Origin of the sequence: Carnobacterium sp. FSL E2-0243 (assembly GCF_038003605.1) — a bacterium.
Classification (GTDB): Bacteria; Bacillota; Bacilli; order Lactobacillales; family Carnobacteriaceae; genus Carnobacterium; species Carnobacterium maltaromaticum.
This window is the reverse complement of the sequence record NZ_JBBOPM010000001.1, coordinates 2,030,313-2,049,146: the sequence shown is the minus strand read 5'-3', so window position 1 is coordinate 2,049,146 and position 18,834 is coordinate 2,030,313. Positions and strand designations below refer to the sequence as shown.

The following is an 18,834-nucleotide window of genomic DNA, read 5'->3' as shown; positions in this document are numbered from 1 at the left end:
CATGGAAAAGATGAACATGCTTCAACAGCTCATTTATTATTTTCAACAAAATGGTGCGTATGTCTTTAGCCAGTTTATGCGTCACTTTCTAATTTCTATTTATGGAGTGCTTTTTGCAGCTATTATCGGAATTCCATTAGGTATTTGGATCGCTAGACACTATAAAATGTCAGGTTGGGTCATAGGGATGGCAAATGTCATTCAAACAGTCCCATCATTAGCTATGTTATCCATTTTAATGTTAGGTTTGGGGCTAGGTGTGAATACGGTTATCGTGACAGTATTCCTTTATTCTCTATTGCCGATCATTAAAAATACCTACACAGGAATCAGAAGTGTTGATCATAATATTCTAGATTCTGGAAAAGGAATGGGCATGACAAAATTTCAAATTTTATATATGGTTGAATTACCATTGTCAATGTCTGTTATTATGGCTGGTATTCGCAATGCTTTAGTTGTTGCAATTGGGATTACAGCGATTGGGTCGTTTATTGGGGCAGGTGGACTAGGAGATATCATTATTCGTGGAACAAATGCAACAGATGGAACGGCGATTATTTTAGCAGGAGCATTACCAACTGCAGCAATGGCGATTATAAGTGATCTTTTCTTAGGCTTCTTGGAACGTAAGTTAGATCCAGTTCGATCAAGTAAATAAAATAAAAAAAGAATTTTTACTCTAATAGGGAGTGAAAATTCTTTTTTTTAGCCTCTAGATTAATCTGCTAAACGAATGTAACGAATATCTTGTAAAGCAATCATGTGAACAGTATTGTCTTTGCGACTTTCAAGAATCGCACGATTTTGATCAAGTGGAGAGTATCTCAGTAAACCTATTTGTTCGTTTACATTTAGGATGTGCTTGGTTTTATTTATTTGTATAATAATCGCTTTTCTTTGCTCATACGCTTGGTTTAGGAAAAAACGAATTTGATTTTCGGGCATTTGCGGCAAAATTTTTAAAGATGGTTTGGTATTTCCGACTAAAAGTTTCTTTTGTAAAAAGTTAAAAGCACGAGTTTGTTTTTCTGCGAAATAATTTTCCATTTGTAAAAACCTCCGAACGTTTGTTTGTATATCTCATTATACGAACAAACGTTCAGTTTTGCAAGCTTTTTTATTTATTTTTTTAGAATGTTGTCTTTTTAAGGGAAAACATGCCATAATATAGAAGAAGTTAGTTTTTTTATCAGGCTAGTTCTTTTGAGCCAGTCTTTCGGAAAAAGATGAAATTTCGAGGTGGTAAAAAGCACCACATAAAATTTCCCTATTTTTCTGCCAGGCCTAAAGGGCTCAACAAACTTTTTATTAAGGAGTTGTTAGAATGAGTTATCAAATTTTTACGGACTCATGTTCGGATTTACCATTGGAATTCGTTGAAAAACATAAAATTGCCATTATAAGTATGATTATTAGTATTGATGGAAAAGAATATAGTGATGATTTAGGCAAAACATTTAACCGCAATCAATTTTTCCAGCAATTAAAAGAAGGAAAACAAGCAACAACCTCACAAATTAATATTGGGACTTATTATGAAGCTTTTAAGCCGTTTGTAGAAAAAAGTGAACCTATTCTTTATTTAGCTTTCTCATCAGGGCTAAGTGGTTCATACAATAATGCTGTTTCAGCAGTCCAAATGTTAGAAGATAAATTTGGTACTGTAGATATTACCGTTATTGATACAAAAGCTGCTTGTTTAGGCGAAGGGTTGCTTGTGTACCAAGCTGCTTTAATGAAAGAACAAGGCAAAACATTGACAGAAGTTGCTCAGTGGGTAGAAAATCATAAAATGAACTTACATTCATGGGTGACGGTGGATGATTTAAAACATCTTGAGCGTGGCGGTAGAATTTCATCTGTAGCCGCAACAATGGGCTCGTTGCTTAGTGTGAAACCAATTATTGTTGTGACACCAGAAGGCACATTGGAACCCGTTGCCAAAGTTCGTGGTCGCAAAAAATCGTTACATTATTTAGTCGATAAAACAGTTGAAGGGTTACGTGATCCTGAAAATCAAACGATTATTGTCGGACATGTTGGTGTTCCAGAAGAAGCTGAGGAAGTAAAAAAAGAGTTATTAGAAAAAGTGAAAGTCAAAGAAATCTTAGTTTATCCTTATGGACCAACCATTGCAGCGCACACTGGTTTTGGATCGATGGCTGTTTTTTCTTTTGGCGAAGTAAGAGTATAAACTATAATAAACTCCATTTAAGTCAAGAGTATCTTGACCTAAATGGAGTTTATTGATGACTAAGAGGAGTACTGTGACGGTTTTGACTAGCAATTAGTTCATGGATTCGGTAAAATTAAGAAAATATAACGTGATGAGGTGCAAAATTGATAGAATCTGACATGCAACAAAAGCAAAATCCAGACAAAAAAACAGCATTAGTTTTAGGTGGCGGTGGCGCACGAGGTTCCTATCAAATTGGTGTCTGGCAAGGTTTGTTAGAATTAGGTATTGATTTTCAAATTGTAACTGGAACATCAGTTGGTGCATTAAACGGGGGACTGATTGTCCAAGGTGACTATCAAGCGGCAAAGGAAATGTGGCAGGCGATTGATACCAGTCATGTCTTGGAATTTGAATCACCAGTAGACGCGACTAGCTTTAAAGGCTATCGGAAAACGGTGGGAACTTTTGTATTCAATGCATTAAGACAAAAAGGAATTAGTGCTTTGCCTTTAAAAAACAGTATCATTGATCGTTTGCTAGATGAAGATCGGATGCGAAATCGAGGGATTGAATTTGGGATAGTTTTGACAGAATTTCCAGCTATGCGTCAAGTTTCTGTGTTTTTAGATGAGATTCCTAAAGGTTTAGTCAGTCTTTACTTATTGGGTAGTGCTTCCTTTTTTCCGGCCATGCAACCGACTAAAATCGGAACTAAATCTTATGTAGATGGCGGATATCATGATAATATTCCTATTGACTTAGCTATTTCCAAAGGTGCAACAAATTTAATCGTTGTTGATGTAAAAGGACCAGGGATTACAAAAGCAATTAAACTTCCAGCTGAAGCGACTGTCCATCAAATTGTCAGTAAATGGCCGTTGGGAGCGGTATTGCTCTTTGACGGTGCCCGATCAGAATTCAATATTCGGTTAGGTTATTTAGAAACGTTAAAAAGCTATGGAAAATTAGCCGGGAGCTGGTATAGTTTTAAAAATGAGGCTATTGTGAATCATGAAAAACTATTTTATCAAAAATTTGTCCGCTTATTAAATGACCCGCAAGATTTTTTTATTGCCGCTTTTTATCGGAATGAGAAAAACCAAGAATTACTATTAAAAAGAATACGAGGATCTTGGCGTGGTCGTGTTGGGAAAAAAGAGTTAAGTTATGCGATTCATGAATTAACAGGCAAATTATTTCAACTTAATCCAACAAAAATTTATTCGTTTTCTGAATTTAATCAGGCTGTTCTTGAAAAATATGAAGCAGCTAGAAAAGCAATTGAAACAGCTAGTTTGGCAGCTACATTTGAAATTGATATGATTTATTCTGGGGATGAATGGTTAGATAATTACGCTCAAATGATTCCCTTTATTTCTAATTTAAAAATGGTTCTCTATTTCGTTGACTTACTGGAAGCTAAGCAAGGTAGGCTAATGGTTTCTAAAAATCTACAATGGCTAATTTATCGAAAACCAGTAGCTTTCATGATGGCAACCTACATTTATCAACTGAAAAAGATGATAAAGTAACTAAAAAAAACTATAATATAGACTGATTTTATGGTAAACTAAATCTTGATATTTTTTATGAATTAGTAGAAATAAAGTTAATTTAAAAGCTAGATTTGAGGCGGTGAAGAAGATGGCAAAAGAATTTTCTTTTGAAATAATGGAAGAAATTGCAGTTCTTTCTGAAAATGCAAAAGGCTGGAAGAAGGAATTAAATTTAGTCAGCTGGAATGGCAATCAACCAAAATTTGATTTACGAGATTGGGATGCGACTCACGAAAAAATGGGAAAAGGGTTAACGTTATCTAATGATGAAGTTAAAGCTTTGAAAATAGCCTTAGAAAATGTCAGCCTTTAAGAAAGTAGGGAGCTTATGAAAAGCATGACTGGTTTCGGTCGAGCTTCGACAAGTCAAGAAATGGTCCAAGTTGATATTGAAATGAAATCGGTCAACCATCGTTTTCTAGAAGTGGTTAGCCGAATACCTAAAGAATTAAATTTTATGGAATTGCCCATAAAAAAACAAGTTAGTGCTCAGTTGAAGCGCGGACGGGTTGAAATTTTTTTAAATTTGAAGAAAAGTGCTGATAGCCAAAAAAAATTAGTGATCAATTGGTCATTAGTTGACGAAGCTGTAGCATTTGCTACAGAAGCAAGTCGTAAATACGATCAAATTCCTGGCTTAGATTTTAAATCTGATTTAATGGAGTTGATTGCTTCTTCTGATTTTTTAACAGTTGAAGAAAAAGAAGTGGGTGAAGAAATAATTGAACCACTTGTTAGAGAGGCAACTGAAAAAGCTTTAAAAGAATTGGTTGCGAGCCGACTATCTGAAGGGTTGCGCCTAAAGGAACATGTCCTCAATCATTTAGAACAATTTCAACTAGCGATTCATCAAATTACAGATTTATCGGAGTTGTTTGAAGAACATTATCGAACGCGTTTAGAAGATCGATTACAAGAAGTAGTAGGAAATTTCATTGACGAACCTCGCTTATTAACTGAATTAGCAATAATGTTAGAAAAAGCCGATATCCATGAAGAATTGGAACGTTTAGATAGTCATATTGTTCATTTTCGACAGTTAGTCGAAAAGCCAGAACCTGTCGGACGAGAATTAGATTTTTTAATTCAAGAAATGAATCGGGAAGTGAATACAATTGGCTCTAAAGCCAATCAATTGAAGCTGTCTGATACTGTAATTCTGATGAAAACGCAATTAGAGAAAATTCGAGAGCAAGTACAAAATATTGAATAAAAAAGTATCGTTTAGAAAGGGTTTTAAAGAATGACAGACCGTGGACTTTTAATTGTCCTTTCCGGACCTTCTGGTGTTGGAAAAGGAACAGTTAGGCAAGCAATTTTTGAAAATGATGGAACCAATTTTGATTATTCTATCTCAATGACAACTAGAAAAAAACGTGTTGGGGAAACTGATGGAGTGGATTATTTTTTCAGAACAAAGGAAGAATTTGAAACTTTAATTGAAAATGGTGGCTTATTAGAGTATGCTGAGTATGTAGGAAATTACTACGGCACTCCTTTGGCTTACGTAGAAGAGACTTTAGCGAGTGGAAAAGATGTTTTTTTAGAAATCGAAGTTCAAGGAGCCCTGCAGGTACGAGAAAAAATGCCTGAAGGAGTTTTTATTTTCTTGACGCCACCTGATTTAGTTGAACTTAAGTCGCGAATCATTGGACGTGGGACGGATGAAATGGCTGTGATTGAAGAACGTATGGAAAAAGCGATCGAAGAGATCGAAATGATGCGTTTGTACGACTATGCTGTTGTCAATGACCAAGTTGAAAATGCTGTTAGAAATGTCAAACAAATTATTGAAAGTGAACATTTGCGTGTATCGCGAGTGATTCACCGTTATAAAAAAATGATTGAGGAGCTGTAAATAATATGATGTTAGAACCGTCTATTGATAACTTACTAGAAAAAATTGATTCAAAATATTCGTTGGTGATTATTGCAAGTAAACGTGCGCACCAATTGCATGCGAAAGAAATGCACTTATTAGAATCGTATGATTCATATAAAAACGTTGGTAAAGCACTAGAAGAAATTAATGCTGGGGATTTAGTTATTGACCCAACAACAGTTGGACCAGAAGAATAAAAAAATAAAGAATGCCAAACAAAAAGATTTTTTTGTTTGGCATTTTCTGCTTCTTTTTACATATTTTTTTAGTAAGGGCCTTAAAATGAAACTATTTTCGATTTAAAAAATAGAAAGACATTAAAACACATCATGAATTCGTTAAAAATCAAGACAAAAAGCAATTTTTCTAGTAGAATAGATTAGATGAATAAAATGAAACTAAAGTGAAAAATTTCAAATAAATGAAGAAGCTTCTTTTTTCAACGAAAACAAAAGCAGTCTATGTAGTGAAGGGAGACTTTTGGTATGTTAAAAGGAAAGAAAATTGCCTTGTATGTAACTGGAGGCATTGCTATTTATAAAGTCTGTGACTTAGTGCGAAAGCTCATAAAATCGGGAGCTGAAGTGAAGGTGGCGATGACAGCGTCAGCAACGAAATTTGTAACGCCGTTAACTTTTCAAGTTTTAAGTAAAAATGATGTTTATTTAGATACATTTGATGAAAAAGTCAGTCAAGAAGTTGCCCATATCCATTTGGCAGATTGGTCTGATATGGCGGTAATCGCTCCAGCTACTGCTAATAGTATCGCTAAGTTAGCTAATGGGATTGCAGATGATTTTGTTTCAACAGCATTATTAGCAACAACTGCGCCTATTTATGTAGTTCCAGCGATGAATCAGCATATGTTGGAAAATCCTGCAACCGTTAGAAATCTAAAAACAATTACTGCAGACGGTCGTTACATTATTGAACCAGCAACTGGTTTCTTAGCAGAGGGATATGAAGGGAGAGGGCGTATGCTTGAACCTGCAGATATTCTTAACGAAATTGAATTAAGCCTCCTTAAACAGCAAAAAAATCTGCCTTTAAGTGGAAAGAAAATAGTCGTGACGGCTGGTGGTACAAAGGAACGCATTGATCCAGTACGTTTTATCACGAATGATTCTTCTGGTAAAATGGGATACAGTCTGGCCATTGCTGCACGAGATTTAGGTGCAGAAGTCCATTTGATTTCAGCTACAACTCTTATAGAAGCGCCTAAGGGTGTTCGTGTCGTTAACGTTCAAACGGCAGCCGATATGGAAAAAGCTGTCTTAGCAGAGTTCGATGCAGCCGATATAGTTATTATGGCTGCCGCTGTATCTGATTATAAACCAGCGATTGAAATTAAAGAAAAAATAAAAAAAGACGAAGATAAACTGATTTTAAATTTAACTAAAACAACAGATATTTTGGCTGAATTGGGCCAAAAGAAAACCCATCAATTTTTAATTGGATTTGCGGCAGAGACCAATAATGTTGAAGAATATGCCCTTGGCAAGTTGAAAAAGAAAAAAGCCAATTTGATTGTGGCAAATGATGTCTCTAAACCAGATGCTGGTTTTAATAAGGAGACGAATGCAGTCACTATTTATTCAGAAGTAAGCGAACCAATTGAGATTTCTGTTCGCAGTAAATTAGAGATAGCAAAAGAAATTTTAAACGTAGCGTTAAGTCAAATAAGTTAGAGAATGTTCAAATTAAATAAAGGGTGTGAAAATGAATGGTTTCTATTGCGAAAGTGATTGTTGATGTTCCAACTATGCAAACCAATCAACCCTATGATTATGGGATCCCTCCTGAATTTGTAGAAACTTTAATGAAGGGCATGCGGGTTGAGGTACCATTTGGACGTGGTGGGAGACGTGTGCAAGGTTTTGTCGTTGATATTGTCCACTCAACAGATTATACTGGTGAACTTAAATATATTGCGAGTTTAATGGATTTGAATCCAGTCCTAAATGAAGAAATGCTGGCTTTAGGTAAAGAAATGGCTGAAACAACTTTTGCCTTTCAAATAACATGTTTACAAACAATGTTGCCTAGTGTTATGCGTGCCAAATATGAAAAGAAAATTCGTTTAATTGATGAAGTTTCTGAATCTATTTTTACGTCGATTTTTAAGGGACGGAATGAGATTAGTTGGGAAGAAGCAGAAGAACGAGAATTATTACCTAAATTAATGGAATTAAAAAAGCATGAAACTGTTGAAGTTGTTTATGAAGTCAAAGATAAAGCAAGAACTAAGAAAAAAAGGATGATTAAACGACTGCTTTCTTTTGAACAATTAGAAGAAGCAAAAATAGGATTAGGCAAACGTGCTCCTAAACAGCAGATTTTAATTAGTTATTTACAAGCTATGGAGAATGATGTTAGAAGCGTTTCTGAAGTAACTAAAAATACAACGATAACAGCAGCCAATTTAAAAGAGGCCGAAACAAAAGGTTGGTTAACTTTTTTTGAAGAGGAAACCTATCGTGATCCTTTTGAAAATCATGAATTTAAACAGACAGAAGCGTTTACCTTAAATGCCAGTCAAACAGCTGCTATTACTCCAATTTTAGCAGCCACTAAAGAAAACAGAGCTGAGACTTTTTTACTGAAAGGAATCACTGGAAGTGGAAAAACAGAAGTGTATTTGCAAACTATTGCTGAAACCTTAAAAGATGGGAAAAGTGCTCTAATGCTTGTTCCTGAAATTGCCTTAACTCCGCAAATGGTCAATCATTTTAAAGGTCGATTTGGAAATGAAGTAGCTGTCTTACACAGTGGTTTATCCGTGGGAGAAAAGTATGATGAATGGCGTAAAATTCAACGAGGTGAAGCGAAAGTAGTGGTTGGCGCAAGGTCTTCTATTTTTGCTCCTGTGACAAATATCGGGGTCATTATCATCGATGAAGAACATGAAGGTAGTTATAAACAAGATGAAAGTCCCCGTTATCATGCTAGAGATATGGCTTTATGGCGTAGTTTATATCATCAATGTCCAGTTATTTTAGGAAGTGCAACGCCTTCTTTAGAGTCGCGTGCTCGTGCTCAGAAAAAGGTATATACATTATTAGAATTAACCGAACGGGCCAATCGCAAAGCTTTGCCTGAAGTTGAAGTGGTAGATATGCGTGATGAATTAAAAAAACAGAATCGCTCAAGTTTTTCATTGGTCTTACAAGAAAAAATACGTGAACGAATAGCTAAGAAAGAACAAATTGTTTTATTATTGAATCGACGAGGATATTCTTCATTTGTTATGTGTCGTGATTGTGGCTTCGTTTTGCCGTGTCCTAATTGTGATATTTCCTTGACATTACACATGGATACAAAGACAATGAAATGTCATTACTGTGGCCATGAAGAGGCTATTCCACATACTTGTCCAAGTTGTAAAGGACATAAAATTCGCTATTACGGAACCGGAACACAAAAAATTGAAGAAGAGTTACATGCTCTCATTCCTGAAGCTAAGATTATTCGTATGGATGTTGACACGACACGCAAAAAAGGAGCCCATGAAAAATTGCTGACAGCATTTGGAAATGGTGAAGCAGATATTTTATTGGGGACTCAAATGATTGCGAAAGGGTTAGATTTTCCTAATATTACTCTTGTGGGCGTTTTAAATGCCGATACTGCTTTGGGATTACCAGATTTTAGAGCTAGTGAGCGAACGTTTCAATTACTAACTCAAGTTAGTGGTCGTGCAGGACGAGCTGAGTTAACCGGTGAAGTTATTGTTCAAACGTACAATCCAGATCATTATGCAATTGTATTGGCTCAACAACATGATTATGATCATTTTTATCAACATGAGATGTTGTTGCGTAGACGGGGAAGTTATCCACCATATTATTATACGATTCTTTTGACAACAAGCCACGAGGAAGAACTTCAAGCGGCTAAAAAAATGCAAGAAATTGTTCAATTTATTCGACCTGAGATGCAGCCAGAAACAATTATTTTAGGACCGACACCAAAAGCAGTCGCTCGCGTTAATAACCGTTATTATTACCAAACAATTATTAAGTATAAACATGAACCCTTGCTGTTTTCTAAGCTTCACGAGTTATTAATCAACTCACAAAAAGAAATGGCAAAAGGCTTACAAGTAACAATTGATTCAGAACCTATGCATTTTATTTAACGAGACAAACGACAGAGAGAAGGTTTTAATATGGCACTATTGCCAATTGTTCAGTATCCAGATGATATTCTTGAAACTCCAGCATCTGAGGTGACTGAAATCACAGACGAAACGTTACAATTATTAGCAGATATGTATCAAACGATGGTTGAAAATGATGGTATCGGCATTGCTGCTCCACAAGTAAACCATTCTTTGCGAATTGCTATTGTAGAATTAGATGAAGAATCAGGATTATTTGAAATGATTAATCCAGAAATTATCAGCCAAGAAGGTTCTTCGATTGATGTCGAAGGATGTTTAAGTTTTCCAGGCGTGTATGGGACCGTTGATCGTGCTGATTATATTGTCGTCCGCTTTACCGATCGTTTTGGTGATGAATATGAGGTCGAAGCAGACGGTTATTTAGCTAGAGCATTCCAACATGAAATTGAACATTTAGATGGTAAACTCTTTACAGATAAAATTATCGAACATATTGATCCACAAGATTTAGAATCCTATATGGAGGAGCATGGCGAATGACAAAAATTATATTTATGGGAACTCCCGCTTTTTCAGTACCAATTTTAGATGAATTAGTCCGTGCTGGTTACGATATTCAAGCAGTGGTTACACAGCCAGATAGACCAGTGGGCCGTAAAAAAACGTTAACACCAACACCTGTTAAGGTAGCAGCCTTAAAACATAATATCCCGGTTTTACAACCTGAAAAAATAACAGGTTCAAAAGAAATGACTGAAATTGAAGCTTTAGCGCCTGATTTAATTGTAACAGCAGCTTTTGGTCAATTTTTACCACAAAAATTATTAAATGTGCCTAAGTTAGGTGCGATTAATGTTCATGCCTCTTTATTGCCAAAATATCGCGGTGGAGCACCTGTTCATTATGCTTTAATGAATGGCGACAGTGAGACTGGTGTGACAATTATGTATATGGAAAAGAAAATGGACGCGGGCGATATTTTAAGTCAACGAAAATTAGCCATTACTGAAAAAGATGATGTCGGAACTTTATTTGAGCGGTTAAGTATTTTAGGTCGTGACTTATTAATGGACACTTTGCCAGATTTGTTAGCTGGTAAAATTGTACCAGTGAAGCAAGATGAAGCGTTAGTTACCTATTCACCAAATATTTCTCGTGAAGAAGAACGAATTAATTGGGACAAAACGGCTCAACAAATTGACTATCAGGTTAGAGGAATGCGTCCTTGGCCAGTAGCATATACTTTATTGGCAAGTAATCGTTTGAAATTATGGGATGTAACACCGATTACTGAAGAAACAACAACTGAAACTCCGGGAACGATCATTCAACTAGGTAAAGAAGCTATTTGGGTTGCATGCGGAGATCAGACAATTTTACAATTAAACAAAATTCAACCAGCAGGAAAAGGTCAATTGACTGCTGGCGAGTTTTTACGAGGAATCGGCAGTCAATTAACTGTTGGAGAAATGGTGGGACAAGATGTCTAAAGAACAAATAGAACCAAAAAAAGAAGTTCAAAAACGTAATACGAAAAAAACAAGTCGCTATTTAGCGATGGAAATTTTAGATAAAACTGAAAAAAATGGTGCTTATTCTAATTTATTATTAAATGAGTCCATTCAAAAAAATAATTTAAGTTCTGCAGATGCAGGACTTTTAACAGAATTAGTTTATGGCGTTTTGCAACGTCGTTTAACCTTAGATTTTTATTTGGCTGACTTCTTAGATGAATCCAAAAAAATTGATTCTTGGGTTCGTAACTTATTACGTTTGTCTATTTATCAAATGATTTATTTAGATAAAATTCCGCAACATGCCATTCTTTTTGAAGCAGCTGAGATTGCTAAAAAGAAAGGTCATGTAGGAATTAGTAAATTTGTTAATGGCGTTTTACGGAATGCTGAGCGTCGCGGATTCAAGGATTTAACAGATATTAAAGATGATGCTGAGCGCCTTAGTCTGGAAATTAGTATGCCTTTATGGTTAGTTGAAAAGTTTATTAATCAAATTGGGTATTCTGAAACCAAAGCTTTGGGAGAGTCTTTATTAATTCCAAGTCGAGCAAGTGCTCGAGTAAATCAACGTTATTTAACAGTTGAAGAAGCATTGTATGCGTTAGAGGAAGAAGGTTTTGCTGTTCGTCGAAGTGAAATTACGCCAGATGCTGTCATTAGTGATGGTGGGCATTTTGCCTCGTCGCCCTTATTTACTTCAGGTCAATTAACGATTCAAGATGAAACATCGATGTTGGTTGCTCCAGCTCTGCAGATTGAACCTCACCACCAAGTTTTAGATGCGTGTGCAGCTCCTGGCGGAAAAACAACTCATATCGCTTCCTTTTTATCTCATGAAGCAGGGGGAAAAGTTGTTGCATTAGATTTACACAAGCATAAAGTAAAATTAGTGAAAGAAAATGCGGCACGTTTACATGTCGATGATGTTGTTGAAGGTCTTGTTTTAGATGCACGAAAAGTTGATGAAGTTTTCCCAGATGAAAGCTTTGATCGTATTCTAGTTGATGCGCCGTGTTCAGGTTTAGGCTTAATGCGCCGTAAACCAGATATAAAATATACAAAAAAAGAGCGTGATTTATTAAATTTACAAAAAATTCAATTAGAAATCTTAGAAAGTGTAGCGCCAAAACTGAAAAAATACGGTATAATGGTTTACAGTACTTGTACCATAACAGAAGAAGAAAACGAAAAAACAGTTGAACAGTTTTTAGCGTTACATCCTGAATTTGAAAAAACGACAGTCTTAGTTGGAGAAACTCTTCAACCTTGTCTTAAAAATGAATTCATACAAATTTATCCTCATGATTTTGAAACAGATGGTTTTTTCATCAGTTGTTTGAAAAAAATCAACTAAAAGTCATGAAGAGTTTAAAGAGGTGGAGAAATGCAGGTTGTATTTCAAAGTGATATCGGAAAAACAAGGAAAAATAATCAAGATTGTGCTGGACAATTTGACAATCAAGCAGGACTTCGTTTAGTAGTAGTTTGTGATGGTATGGGAGGACATAAAGCTGGCGATGTTGCTAGTGAAATGGCTGTTTCTCATCTAGGTCATGCTTGGGAAGAGACCAACTATGCAACTGCAGAAGAAGTCACACAATGGATGTTAAAACAAATCACGCTTGAAAATGAGCGTATTGTTGGAAAATCTACTCAATTTTCTGATTTAGATGGCATGGGAACAACCTTGGTTGCAGCAGTTTTATTTGAAGAAGAACTTGTCATAGCTAATATTGGCGATAGTCGAGGGTATTTGTATTCAAATAAAAAATTAGTTCAACTAACAGAAGATCATTCATTAGTTAATGAGTTGTTAAAAAGTGGGGAAATCACTTCAGAAGCAGCAGCAAATCACCCTAGAAAAAATGTCTTAACACGTTCATTAGGCGTTTCCTCTGAAATTGATATTGATATTACGATTTTTTCTATTTTAAAAGATGACATTTTATTGCTTTGTTCAGATGGTCTAACTAATATGGTTGAAGATAGTGCCATTTCAGAAATTTTAAGCCAAGATATATCCATTGAAGAAAAAGTAAATGCGCTAGTGTCTTTAGCCAATGAAAAAGGTGGGGCTGATAATATTACGGTATTATTAGCTGATTTCGCCGCGAGAGAGGAGTCCTAGCATTTATGGAAATAGGAAAAAAATTAAGTGGACGCTATAAAATTATTGGAACTGTCGGTGGCGGCGGAATGGCTAATGTATACTTAGCTCATGATTTAATTCTGGATCGAGATGTAGCTGTTAAAGTATTACGCTATGACTTTAGAGAAGACAAAGATATTATTCGTCGTTTTCAAAGAGAAGCATTGTCAGCAACTGAACTAGTTCATCCGAACATTGTCAGTGTTTATGATGTAGGTGAAGAAGATAATTTCCAGTATATTGTGATGGAATATGTGAAGGGCACGGATTTGAAAAAATATATTGGAAATCATTTTCCGATTCCGTATCAAAAAGTCATTGATATTATGGAACAAATCCTATCTGCAGTAGCAGACGCCCATAGAAACCGGATCATTCATCGAGATTTGAAACCACAGAATGTTTTAATTGATGAAACAGGTCTAGTAAAAATTACAGATTTTGGAATTGCTGTGGCATTATCAGAAACGTCAATTACTCAGACAAACTCTTTGTTAGGCTCTGTTCATTATTTATCACCTGAACAAGCTCGTGGCAGTATGGCAACGAAACAATCTGATATTTATGCATTGGGAATTATCTTATATGAGTTGCTAACTGGAAATGTACCGTTTGAAGGAGAATCTGCAGTTTCGATTGCATTAAAACACTTTCAAGAAACGGTTCCTTCTGTAAAAGATTTTGATGGTCGTATTCCGCAACCTTTAGAAAATGTTGTCTTAAAAGCAACCGCGAAGGAAGCTAGTGATCGCTACCAATCAGCAGAAGAAATGGCAACAGATATAGCAACTGCGCTTTCTCCGCAACGGGCGGGAGAGCCTAAATTTGAACCGGCTAGTATGATGGAAGAAACAAAAGTGTTAACCCCTATCCCAGGAGACTTATTAGAAACAGAGTCTGTAGAAGCGGAAGAAGTTAAAGAAGAGGATGAACAAAAGCCGGTTAAAGATCAAAAGAAAAAGAGTAAAAAGAAAAAAATTATTCTATTTTCGATTATTGGTGTGATTTTACTTTTTGTGATTGGCTTTTTTGCGATTGCAATGAGCGGTCCAAAAGATGTAAAAATTCCTGATTTAACGGGTTTGTCAGAAGCAGAAGCTAAAAGTGAATTAATAAATGCAAAATTAAAAGTGGGGGATGTAACGGAAGAAGCTAACCCAGAAGTCGAAGAAGGCCAAGTTATTCGTTCAGATCCTAAAACTGATCGGACTGTCAAAGAAAACACAAAAGTGAATTTATTTATTAGTACGGGTAAAGCGACTGAAAAATTTGGGAATTTTGTTGGTGAAGATTTCCAAGTTGTAAAAGCTAAATTAACCAATTTGAAATATGATGTGAAAACACCAATTGAAGTCTTTAGCCCAAGCGTTCCTAAAGGCCAAATTATTGAACAAAGTATCGAAAAGGGCCAAGAAGTTGTCCCTAGCGAAACTCAGGTCGTCTTTACAATTAGTAAAGGGGAAGAAGGTTTTATCATGCCAGATATGTTGAATTATGGTAAAAAAGATGTCGATGATATTGCCTCTGCCCAAGGATTAAAAGTTACGTACAATTCGGATTATTCTGATACAGTGACTGCTGGATTGGTAATGGCACAAACACCAGGAGCTGGAGAAACAGTTTTCCGTAATGATTCGATTACTGTCACATTATCAAAAGGACCAAAAGAAATACCAGTTGTAAGTGTTACAAAAAAAATCACACTTGAATATTTAGCGAAAACAATCAACAAACCGGCTTCTACAACAGATAGTAGTAATCAATCTGCAAATTCTAGTAGTTCTGAAGAAAGCATTAGTTCAGTTAGCTCAATCACTGAACCAGTAGCTAATAAGTTTGAGGTTTATATTGAAGACGAGGAAAATAACTTTAATACACCAGTTGTAACTAAATCAATTCTTGCTACCGAGTCGATTGACTTAACCTTTAAAATTAAAGAAGGTGGAGTCGCTCGTTATAAAGTAGTTCGCGATGGTGAAACAATTATTAATGAAGAGGTTCGACCTTAAGGAATAGGTGAGAGTTAGAGAATGATTTCTCTAACTCTCTTTGGTTTGTCATTGAATGATTGGTTCAGTAGAAAATCAGTTAAAGAGAACAGAAAATAGTTGCAATCTGACTTTTGATTAAGTACAGTAGAAGAGAGAATAGTTAAGAAGGAGTGGATTTTTTGCCAAGAGGTCAAATAAGAAAAGCGTTAAGTGGTTTTTATTATGTCTATTGTGAAGGTGAAACCTATCAAACTAGAGGAAGAGGCAATTTTAGAAAACGAAACTTAACCCCTTTAGTTGGGGACGAAGTTATTTTTGAAAGTGGAAATCAAGATGAAGGCATCTTGAAGGAACTTTTACCACGTAAAAATGAACTAGTACGCCCAACGGTTGCTAATGTTGATTTAGGTGTGATTGTGATGTCAGCAGTTGAACCTAACTTCTCTTCTAACTTGCTAGATCGTTTCTTAGTTACATTAGAAAGCAAAAAAATTAAATCCCTTATTTATCTGACCAAGATTGATTTATTAGATCAAGAACAGTATCAAGAAATGGAACAAATCAAAGTAGCTTATGAAAAAATTGGCTATCCAGTTATTTTGCCTAAGAGAGAGATGGACCATGAACCGATTGAAGAGTTAACTCCTTATTTTAAAGAGAAGATAACTGTTTTTATGGGACAATCTGGGGCAGGTAAGTCAACTTTATTAAATCAAATTGCACCAGATTTAGCTTTGAAAACTGGAGTGATTTCTAATGCCTTAGGTCGTGGTAAGCATACGACACGCCATGTTGAATTATTGCCTTTATATGGTGGGTTGGTAGCTGATACGCCAGGGTTCAGTTCGATTGAATTTTTAGAAGTAGAAGCAGATGAACTTCCAGAATTATTTCCAGATTTTGTGGAGGTACAGCATGAGTGCCGTTTTAGAGGGTGTAAACATCGTGAAGAACCTGGTTGTCAAGTCAAAAAAGACGTTGAAGAGGGAACTATTTTAGCATCCCGTTATAAGCACTATTTACAATTCTTAGAAGAAGTTGAAAATCGTAAACCTAAATATGGGAAGAAAAACTAAAAAAAGTGAGGAATTTATTATGAAAATTGCACCATCTATTTTAAGCGCTGATTTTGCCAATTTAGAAAGAGATGTTCGATTAGTTGAAAGTGGCGGGGCAGACTATATTCATGTTGATGTTATGGACGGTCATTTTGTTCCTAATATTACTCTTGGAGCTAATATTGTTTCGGCAATTCGTCCAGTAACTAAATTGCCATTAGATTGTCACCTAATGATTGAAAATCCAGAGAATTACATTGAAGATTTTGCTAAAGCAGGAGCTGATATTATTACAGTTCATGTTGAAAGTACACCTCATATTCACCGTGCTATCCAAATGATTAAAGCTGCTGGTGTTAAAGCAGGGGTTGTGTTGAATCCAGGGACACCTGTCGAAGCTGTGAAGTATGTCTTAGCTGAGTGTGATCTAGTTTTAGTAATGACTGTAAATCCAGGTTTTGGTGGGCAAAGTTTTATTGAAGAAACACTAGAGAAAATTACTGAATTAAGTGCGTTAAAAGAAATTAAAAATTACCATTATGAAATTGAAGTGGATGGTGGAATCGTGCCAGAAACGGCCGCAAAATGTAAATTAGCAGGAGCTGATGTATTTGTAGCAGGTTCTTATGTCTATAATGCTGAAAATCCATTAGAACAAATTCAAAACTTGAAGGATGCGTTAAAATAAATGACTACACGGGTAGCTTTGTTAGTTGGTGGACCAGAAAACATGATTCCAGATTTTATGCAGCTGGAAAACCAAGAAACGAAATGGATTGGTGTGGATCGAGGCGCATTACGTTTAATCGAAAAAGGCCTTGTTCCACGAATGGCTGTCGGTGATTTTGATTCCATCTCAACTGCTGATTTAGCTGTTCTAAAAGAGCGAATTGCAGATGTCCGTATTTCACCAGCAGAAAAAGATGAAACAGATACAGAAATGGCTGTTGCTTTAGCTTTAAATGAGTTAAAAGCGGATGAAGTTGTTATTTATGGTGGGACTGCTGGTCGACTGGATCATTTTTTAGCTAATTTATGGATGGTGCTTCAACCAAGGTTTATTAAACATGCAGCTAAAATAAAAATGGTCGATTGCCAGAACAGTCTATCATTTTATTTACCAGGCAGTTATGAGTTAATAAAAGAAGCTGATAAGCGCTATTTAGCTTTTGTTTGTTTAACGCCTGTCACAAAGCTTTCGTTAGTTGATCAAAAATATAGATTAGACGAAGCTGACTTCCTTTATCCAACCTCGTTAGCAAGTAATGAATTTATTGGTGAAACGGGGCATTTTTCTTTTACTAGTGGTGTGATCGCTGTCATTCAAAGTACTGATTAAACTAAAAAGAGTTCACTTTAAGTATGAAAATACTTAGAGTGAACTCTTTTTTAATAAAAAAAGAACCTAGTTTATAAAAGACCAGGTTCCTCATTTATTTAGATTAAACACGTTCAACTTTACCTGATTTAAGTGCGCGAGCAGAAACCCAAACTTTTTTAGGTTTGCCGTCAACTAAAATACGAACTTTTTGTAAGTTAGCTTTCCAAGTACGTTTGTTAGCGTTCATTGCGTGAGAGCGACGGTTTCCACTTTTACTCTTACGGCCAGTAATTACACATTCTTTTGCCATTATTCTTTCCTCCTTTGCCGATATCTCGAAGCAAAGCTTCAATACTCATACTTCAATAATTTATCATAATTAGCGTAACTTTGCAATAGTTTTCTTTCAAGTATTTTTACTTGACAGCTTTTTTTGCATTCTCTAGAAGTAGCCAGATTAAGATAGAGATTATAATAATAGAAGAAAACAGATAAATAATGGATTGGAAATAATCTTTTTCTATTTACATAGTTTGAAGTAAAATGACAAAAAGATAAGAGTATCGAGTTGTTTCGGCGATTATCCTTTTAAAAACCAGATAGCTATGATAAAATATAGAATAGTAATTTATGGCCTATGAGTCAAAAGGAGGATTTTTAACATGGCAGTTAAAATCAAAACACAATTTGGAACAATCGATATTACAAATGACGTCATTGCAACCGTTGTTGGTGGCGCAGCAACAGATATTTACGGTATTGTAGGAATGGCAAGTAAAAACCAAATTCGTGATAATTTAAACGATATACTAAAAAAAGAAAACTATTCACGGGGGGCAGTTGTAAGACAAGAAGAAAATGGCGTAGCTGTTGATGTTTTTATTATTGTTAGCTATGGAACAAAAATTTCTGAAGTTTGCCGTAACGTGCAAGAAAAAGTAAAATACAATTTGGAAACAATGTTAGGCGTTTCTGCAAATACTGTTAATGTATATGTTCAAGGCGTTCGCGTCATGCAAGACTAATTAAAAACAATAGTCATTGTCACTCAGCTA

Annotated in this window: 20 protein-coding genes; 18 read left to right on the top strand and 2 right to left on the bottom strand. The window is 35.6% G+C overall.

Going from position 1 to position 18,834, the window contains the following annotated elements; translation table 11 throughout:
* The first annotated feature begins 1 nt into the window (after position 1).
* Complete coding sequence (locus MHI00_RS09625) at positions 2 to 661, top strand: ABC transporter permease (protein WP_015076196.1); 660 nt, start codon at positions 2 to 4, stop codon at positions 659 to 661.
* Between the two features lie 59 nt (positions 662 to 720).
* Here the strand turns inward: MHI00_RS09625 and MHI00_RS09620 are convergent, their stop codons facing one another.
* The gene (locus tag MHI00_RS09620) at positions 721 to 1,050 is read right to left on the bottom strand and encodes a hypothetical protein (RefSeq protein WP_010049564.1); all 330 of its coding nucleotides are present in this window, start codon (positions 1,048 to 1,050) and stop codon (positions 721 to 723) included.
* Between the two features lie 277 nt (positions 1,051 to 1,327).
* On the opposite strand from MHI00_RS09620, the gene MHI00_RS09615 reads away from it, so the two are divergent.
* The 16 genes from MHI00_RS09615 (at position 1,328) to MHI00_RS09540 (ending at position 17,797) form a co-directional block, all read left to right on the top strand.
* On the top strand, positions 1,328 to 2,197 hold the full coding sequence (locus tag MHI00_RS09615) for a DegV family protein (protein WP_010049568.1): 870 nt from the start codon (positions 1,328 to 1,330) through the stop codon (positions 2,195 to 2,197).
* Positions 2,198 to 2,358: 161 nt separating this feature from the next.
* A complete protein-coding gene (locus tag MHI00_RS09610) occupies positions 2,359 to 3,714 on the top strand; it encodes a patatin-like phospholipase family protein (protein WP_445662561.1) in 1,356 nt (451 codons plus the stop codon).
* A 112-nt stretch (positions 3,715 to 3,826) separates the two neighbouring features.
* Positions 3,827 to 4,051, top strand: a complete 225-nt coding sequence (locus MHI00_RS09605; protein WP_010049570.1) for a YdbC family protein — start codon at positions 3,827 to 3,829, stop codon at positions 4,049 to 4,051.
* A gap of 15 nt (positions 4,052 to 4,066) precedes the next feature.
* Positions 4,067 to 4,951: a YicC/YloC family endoribonuclease gene (locus tag MHI00_RS09600; RefSeq protein ID WP_233637687.1), complete on the top strand. Its 885-nt coding sequence runs from the start codon at positions 4,067 to 4,069 to the stop codon at positions 4,949 to 4,951.
* Positions 4,952 to 4,981: 30 nt separating this feature from the next.
* Entirely contained in the window at positions 4,982 to 5,596 is a 615-nt protein-coding gene (gmk, locus tag MHI00_RS09595; RefSeq protein ID WP_010049572.1) for a guanylate kinase, read from the top strand.
* Between the two features lie 5 nt (positions 5,597 to 5,601).
* Positions 5,602 to 5,817, top strand: a complete 216-nt coding sequence (gene rpoZ / locus MHI00_RS09590) for a DNA-directed RNA polymerase subunit omega (protein ID WP_010049574.1) — start codon at positions 5,602 to 5,604, stop codon at positions 5,815 to 5,817.
* A gap of 288 nt (positions 5,818 to 6,105) precedes the next feature.
* Positions 6,106 to 7,308 (top strand): bifunctional phosphopantothenoylcysteine decarboxylase/phosphopantothenate--cysteine ligase CoaBC, encoded by a 1,203-nt coding sequence (coaBC, locus tag MHI00_RS09585; protein ID WP_341113118.1) that lies wholly within the window; start codon positions 6,106 to 6,108, stop codon positions 7,306 to 7,308.
* Positions 7,309 to 7,343: 35 nt separating this feature from the next.
* Complete coding sequence (priA, locus tag MHI00_RS09580; RefSeq protein ID WP_015076200.1) at positions 7,344 to 9,758, top strand: primosomal protein N'; 2,415 nt, start codon at positions 7,344 to 7,346, stop codon at positions 9,756 to 9,758.
* Positions 9,759 to 9,788: 30 nt separating this feature from the next.
* Entirely contained in the window at positions 9,789 to 10,283 is a 495-nt protein-coding gene (def, locus tag MHI00_RS09575; RefSeq protein WP_010049579.1) for a peptide deformylase, read from the top strand.
* Positions 10,280 to 11,233, top strand: a complete 954-nt coding sequence (gene fmt, locus MHI00_RS09570; RefSeq protein WP_341113113.1) for a methionyl-tRNA formyltransferase — start codon at positions 10,280 to 10,282, stop codon at positions 11,231 to 11,233. The genes def and fmt overlap by 4 nt, the downstream gene beginning before the upstream one ends.
* On the top strand, positions 11,226 to 12,614 hold the full coding sequence (rsmB, locus tag MHI00_RS09565; RefSeq protein ID WP_341113110.1) for a 16S rRNA (cytosine(967)-C(5))-methyltransferase RsmB: 1,389 nt from the start codon (positions 11,226 to 11,228) through the stop codon (positions 12,612 to 12,614). Before fmt ends, rsmB begins: the two co-directional genes overlap by 8 nt.
* Positions 12,615 to 12,644: 30 nt before the next feature.
* A complete protein-coding gene (locus MHI00_RS09560) occupies positions 12,645 to 13,388 on the top strand; it encodes a Stp1/IreP family PP2C-type Ser/Thr phosphatase (protein WP_341113107.1) in 744 nt (247 codons plus the stop codon).
* Between the two features lie 5 nt (positions 13,389 to 13,393).
* On the top strand, positions 13,394 to 15,418 hold the full coding sequence (pknB, locus tag MHI00_RS09555) for a Stk1 family PASTA domain-containing Ser/Thr kinase (RefSeq protein WP_010049588.1): 2,025 nt from the start codon (positions 13,394 to 13,396) through the stop codon (positions 15,416 to 15,418).
* Between the two features lie 161 nt (positions 15,419 to 15,579).
* Positions 15,580 to 16,476, top strand: a complete 897-nt coding sequence (rsgA, locus tag MHI00_RS09550; RefSeq protein WP_445662552.1) for a ribosome small subunit-dependent GTPase A — start codon at positions 15,580 to 15,582, stop codon at positions 16,474 to 16,476.
* Positions 16,477 to 16,495: 19 nt separating this feature from the next.
* Entirely contained in the window at positions 16,496 to 17,146 is a 651-nt protein-coding gene (gene rpe / locus MHI00_RS09545; RefSeq protein ID WP_015076203.1) for a ribulose-phosphate 3-epimerase, read from the top strand.
* Positions 17,147 to 17,797 carry a thiamine diphosphokinase gene (locus MHI00_RS09540; RefSeq protein WP_010049591.1) on the top strand — a complete coding sequence of 217 codons (651 nt, stop codon included), beginning with the start codon at positions 17,147 to 17,149 and terminating at the stop codon, positions 17,795 to 17,797.
* Positions 17,798 to 17,900: 103 nt separating this feature from the next.
* Here MHI00_RS09540 and rpmB read toward each other — a convergent pair whose 3' ends face one another.
* The gene (rpmB, locus tag MHI00_RS09535) at positions 17,901 to 18,089 is read right to left on the bottom strand and encodes a 50S ribosomal protein L28 (RefSeq protein WP_010049592.1); all 189 of its coding nucleotides are present in this window, start codon (positions 18,087 to 18,089) and stop codon (positions 17,901 to 17,903) included.
* 352 nt (positions 18,090 to 18,441) lie between these two features.
* On the opposite strand from rpmB, the gene MHI00_RS09530 reads away from it, so the two are divergent.
* The gene (locus MHI00_RS09530) at positions 18,442 to 18,804 is read left to right on the top strand and encodes an Asp23/Gls24 family envelope stress response protein (RefSeq protein WP_010049593.1); all 363 of its coding nucleotides are present in this window, start codon (positions 18,442 to 18,444) and stop codon (positions 18,802 to 18,804) included.
* Positions 18,805 to 18,834: the final 30 nt, after the last annotated feature.

Bases quoted from the DNA above. Each gene is read 5' to 3' on its own strand.
- coaBC (WP_341113118.1), top strand. From the start codon at position 6,106: ATGTTAAAAGGAAAGAAAATTGCCTTGTATGTAACTGGAGGCATTGCT.
- MHI00_RS09620 (WP_010049564.1), bottom strand. From the start codon at position 1,050: ATGGAAAATTATTTCGCAGAAAAACAAACTCGTGCTTTTAACTTTTTA.
- MHI00_RS09600 (WP_233637687.1), top strand. From the start codon at position 4,067: ATGAAAAGCATGACTGGTTTCGGTCGAGCTTCGACAAGTCAAGAAATG.
- pknB (WP_010049588.1), top strand. From the start codon at position 13,394: ATGGAAATAGGAAAAAAATTAAGTGGACGCTATAAAATTATTGGAACT.
- gmk (WP_010049572.1), top strand. From the start codon at position 4,982: ATGACAGACCGTGGACTTTTAATTGTCCTTTCCGGACCTTCTGGTGTT.
- MHI00_RS09605 (WP_010049570.1), top strand. From the start codon at position 3,827: ATGGCAAAAGAATTTTCTTTTGAAATAATGGAAGAAATTGCAGTTCTT.
- rpmB (WP_010049592.1), bottom strand. From the start codon at position 18,089: ATGGCAAAAGAATGTGTAATTACTGGCCGTAAGAGTAAAAGTGGAAAC.
- MHI00_RS09540 (WP_010049591.1), top strand. From the start codon at position 17,147: ATGACTACACGGGTAGCTTTGTTAGTTGGTGGACCAGAAAACATGATT.
- def (WP_010049579.1), top strand. From the start codon at position 9,789: ATGGCACTATTGCCAATTGTTCAGTATCCAGATGATATTCTTGAAACT.
- rpoZ (WP_010049574.1), top strand. From the start codon at position 5,602: ATGATGTTAGAACCGTCTATTGATAACTTACTAGAAAAAATTGATTCA.
- rpe (WP_015076203.1), top strand. From the start codon at position 16,496: ATGAAAATTGCACCATCTATTTTAAGCGCTGATTTTGCCAATTTAGAA.
- MHI00_RS09560 (WP_341113107.1), top strand. From the start codon at position 12,645: ATGCAGGTTGTATTTCAAAGTGATATCGGAAAAACAAGGAAAAATAAT.
- fmt (WP_341113113.1), top strand. From the start codon at position 10,280: ATGACAAAAATTATATTTATGGGAACTCCCGCTTTTTCAGTACCAATT.
- MHI00_RS09610 (WP_445662561.1), top strand. From the start codon at position 2,359: ATGCAACAAAAGCAAAATCCAGACAAAAAAACAGCATTAGTTTTAGGT.
- MHI00_RS09530 (WP_010049593.1), top strand. From the start codon at position 18,442: ATGGCAGTTAAAATCAAAACACAATTTGGAACAATCGATATTACAAAT.
- MHI00_RS09615 (WP_010049568.1), top strand. From the start codon at position 1,328: ATGAGTTATCAAATTTTTACGGACTCATGTTCGGATTTACCATTGGAA.
- rsmB (WP_341113110.1), top strand. From the start codon at position 11,226: ATGTCTAAAGAACAAATAGAACCAAAAAAAGAAGTTCAAAAACGTAAT.
- MHI00_RS09625 (WP_015076196.1), top strand. From the start codon at position 2: ATGGAAAAGATGAACATGCTTCAACAGCTCATTTATTATTTTCAACAA.
- priA (WP_015076200.1), top strand. From the start codon at position 7,344: ATGGTTTCTATTGCGAAAGTGATTGTTGATGTTCCAACTATGCAAACC.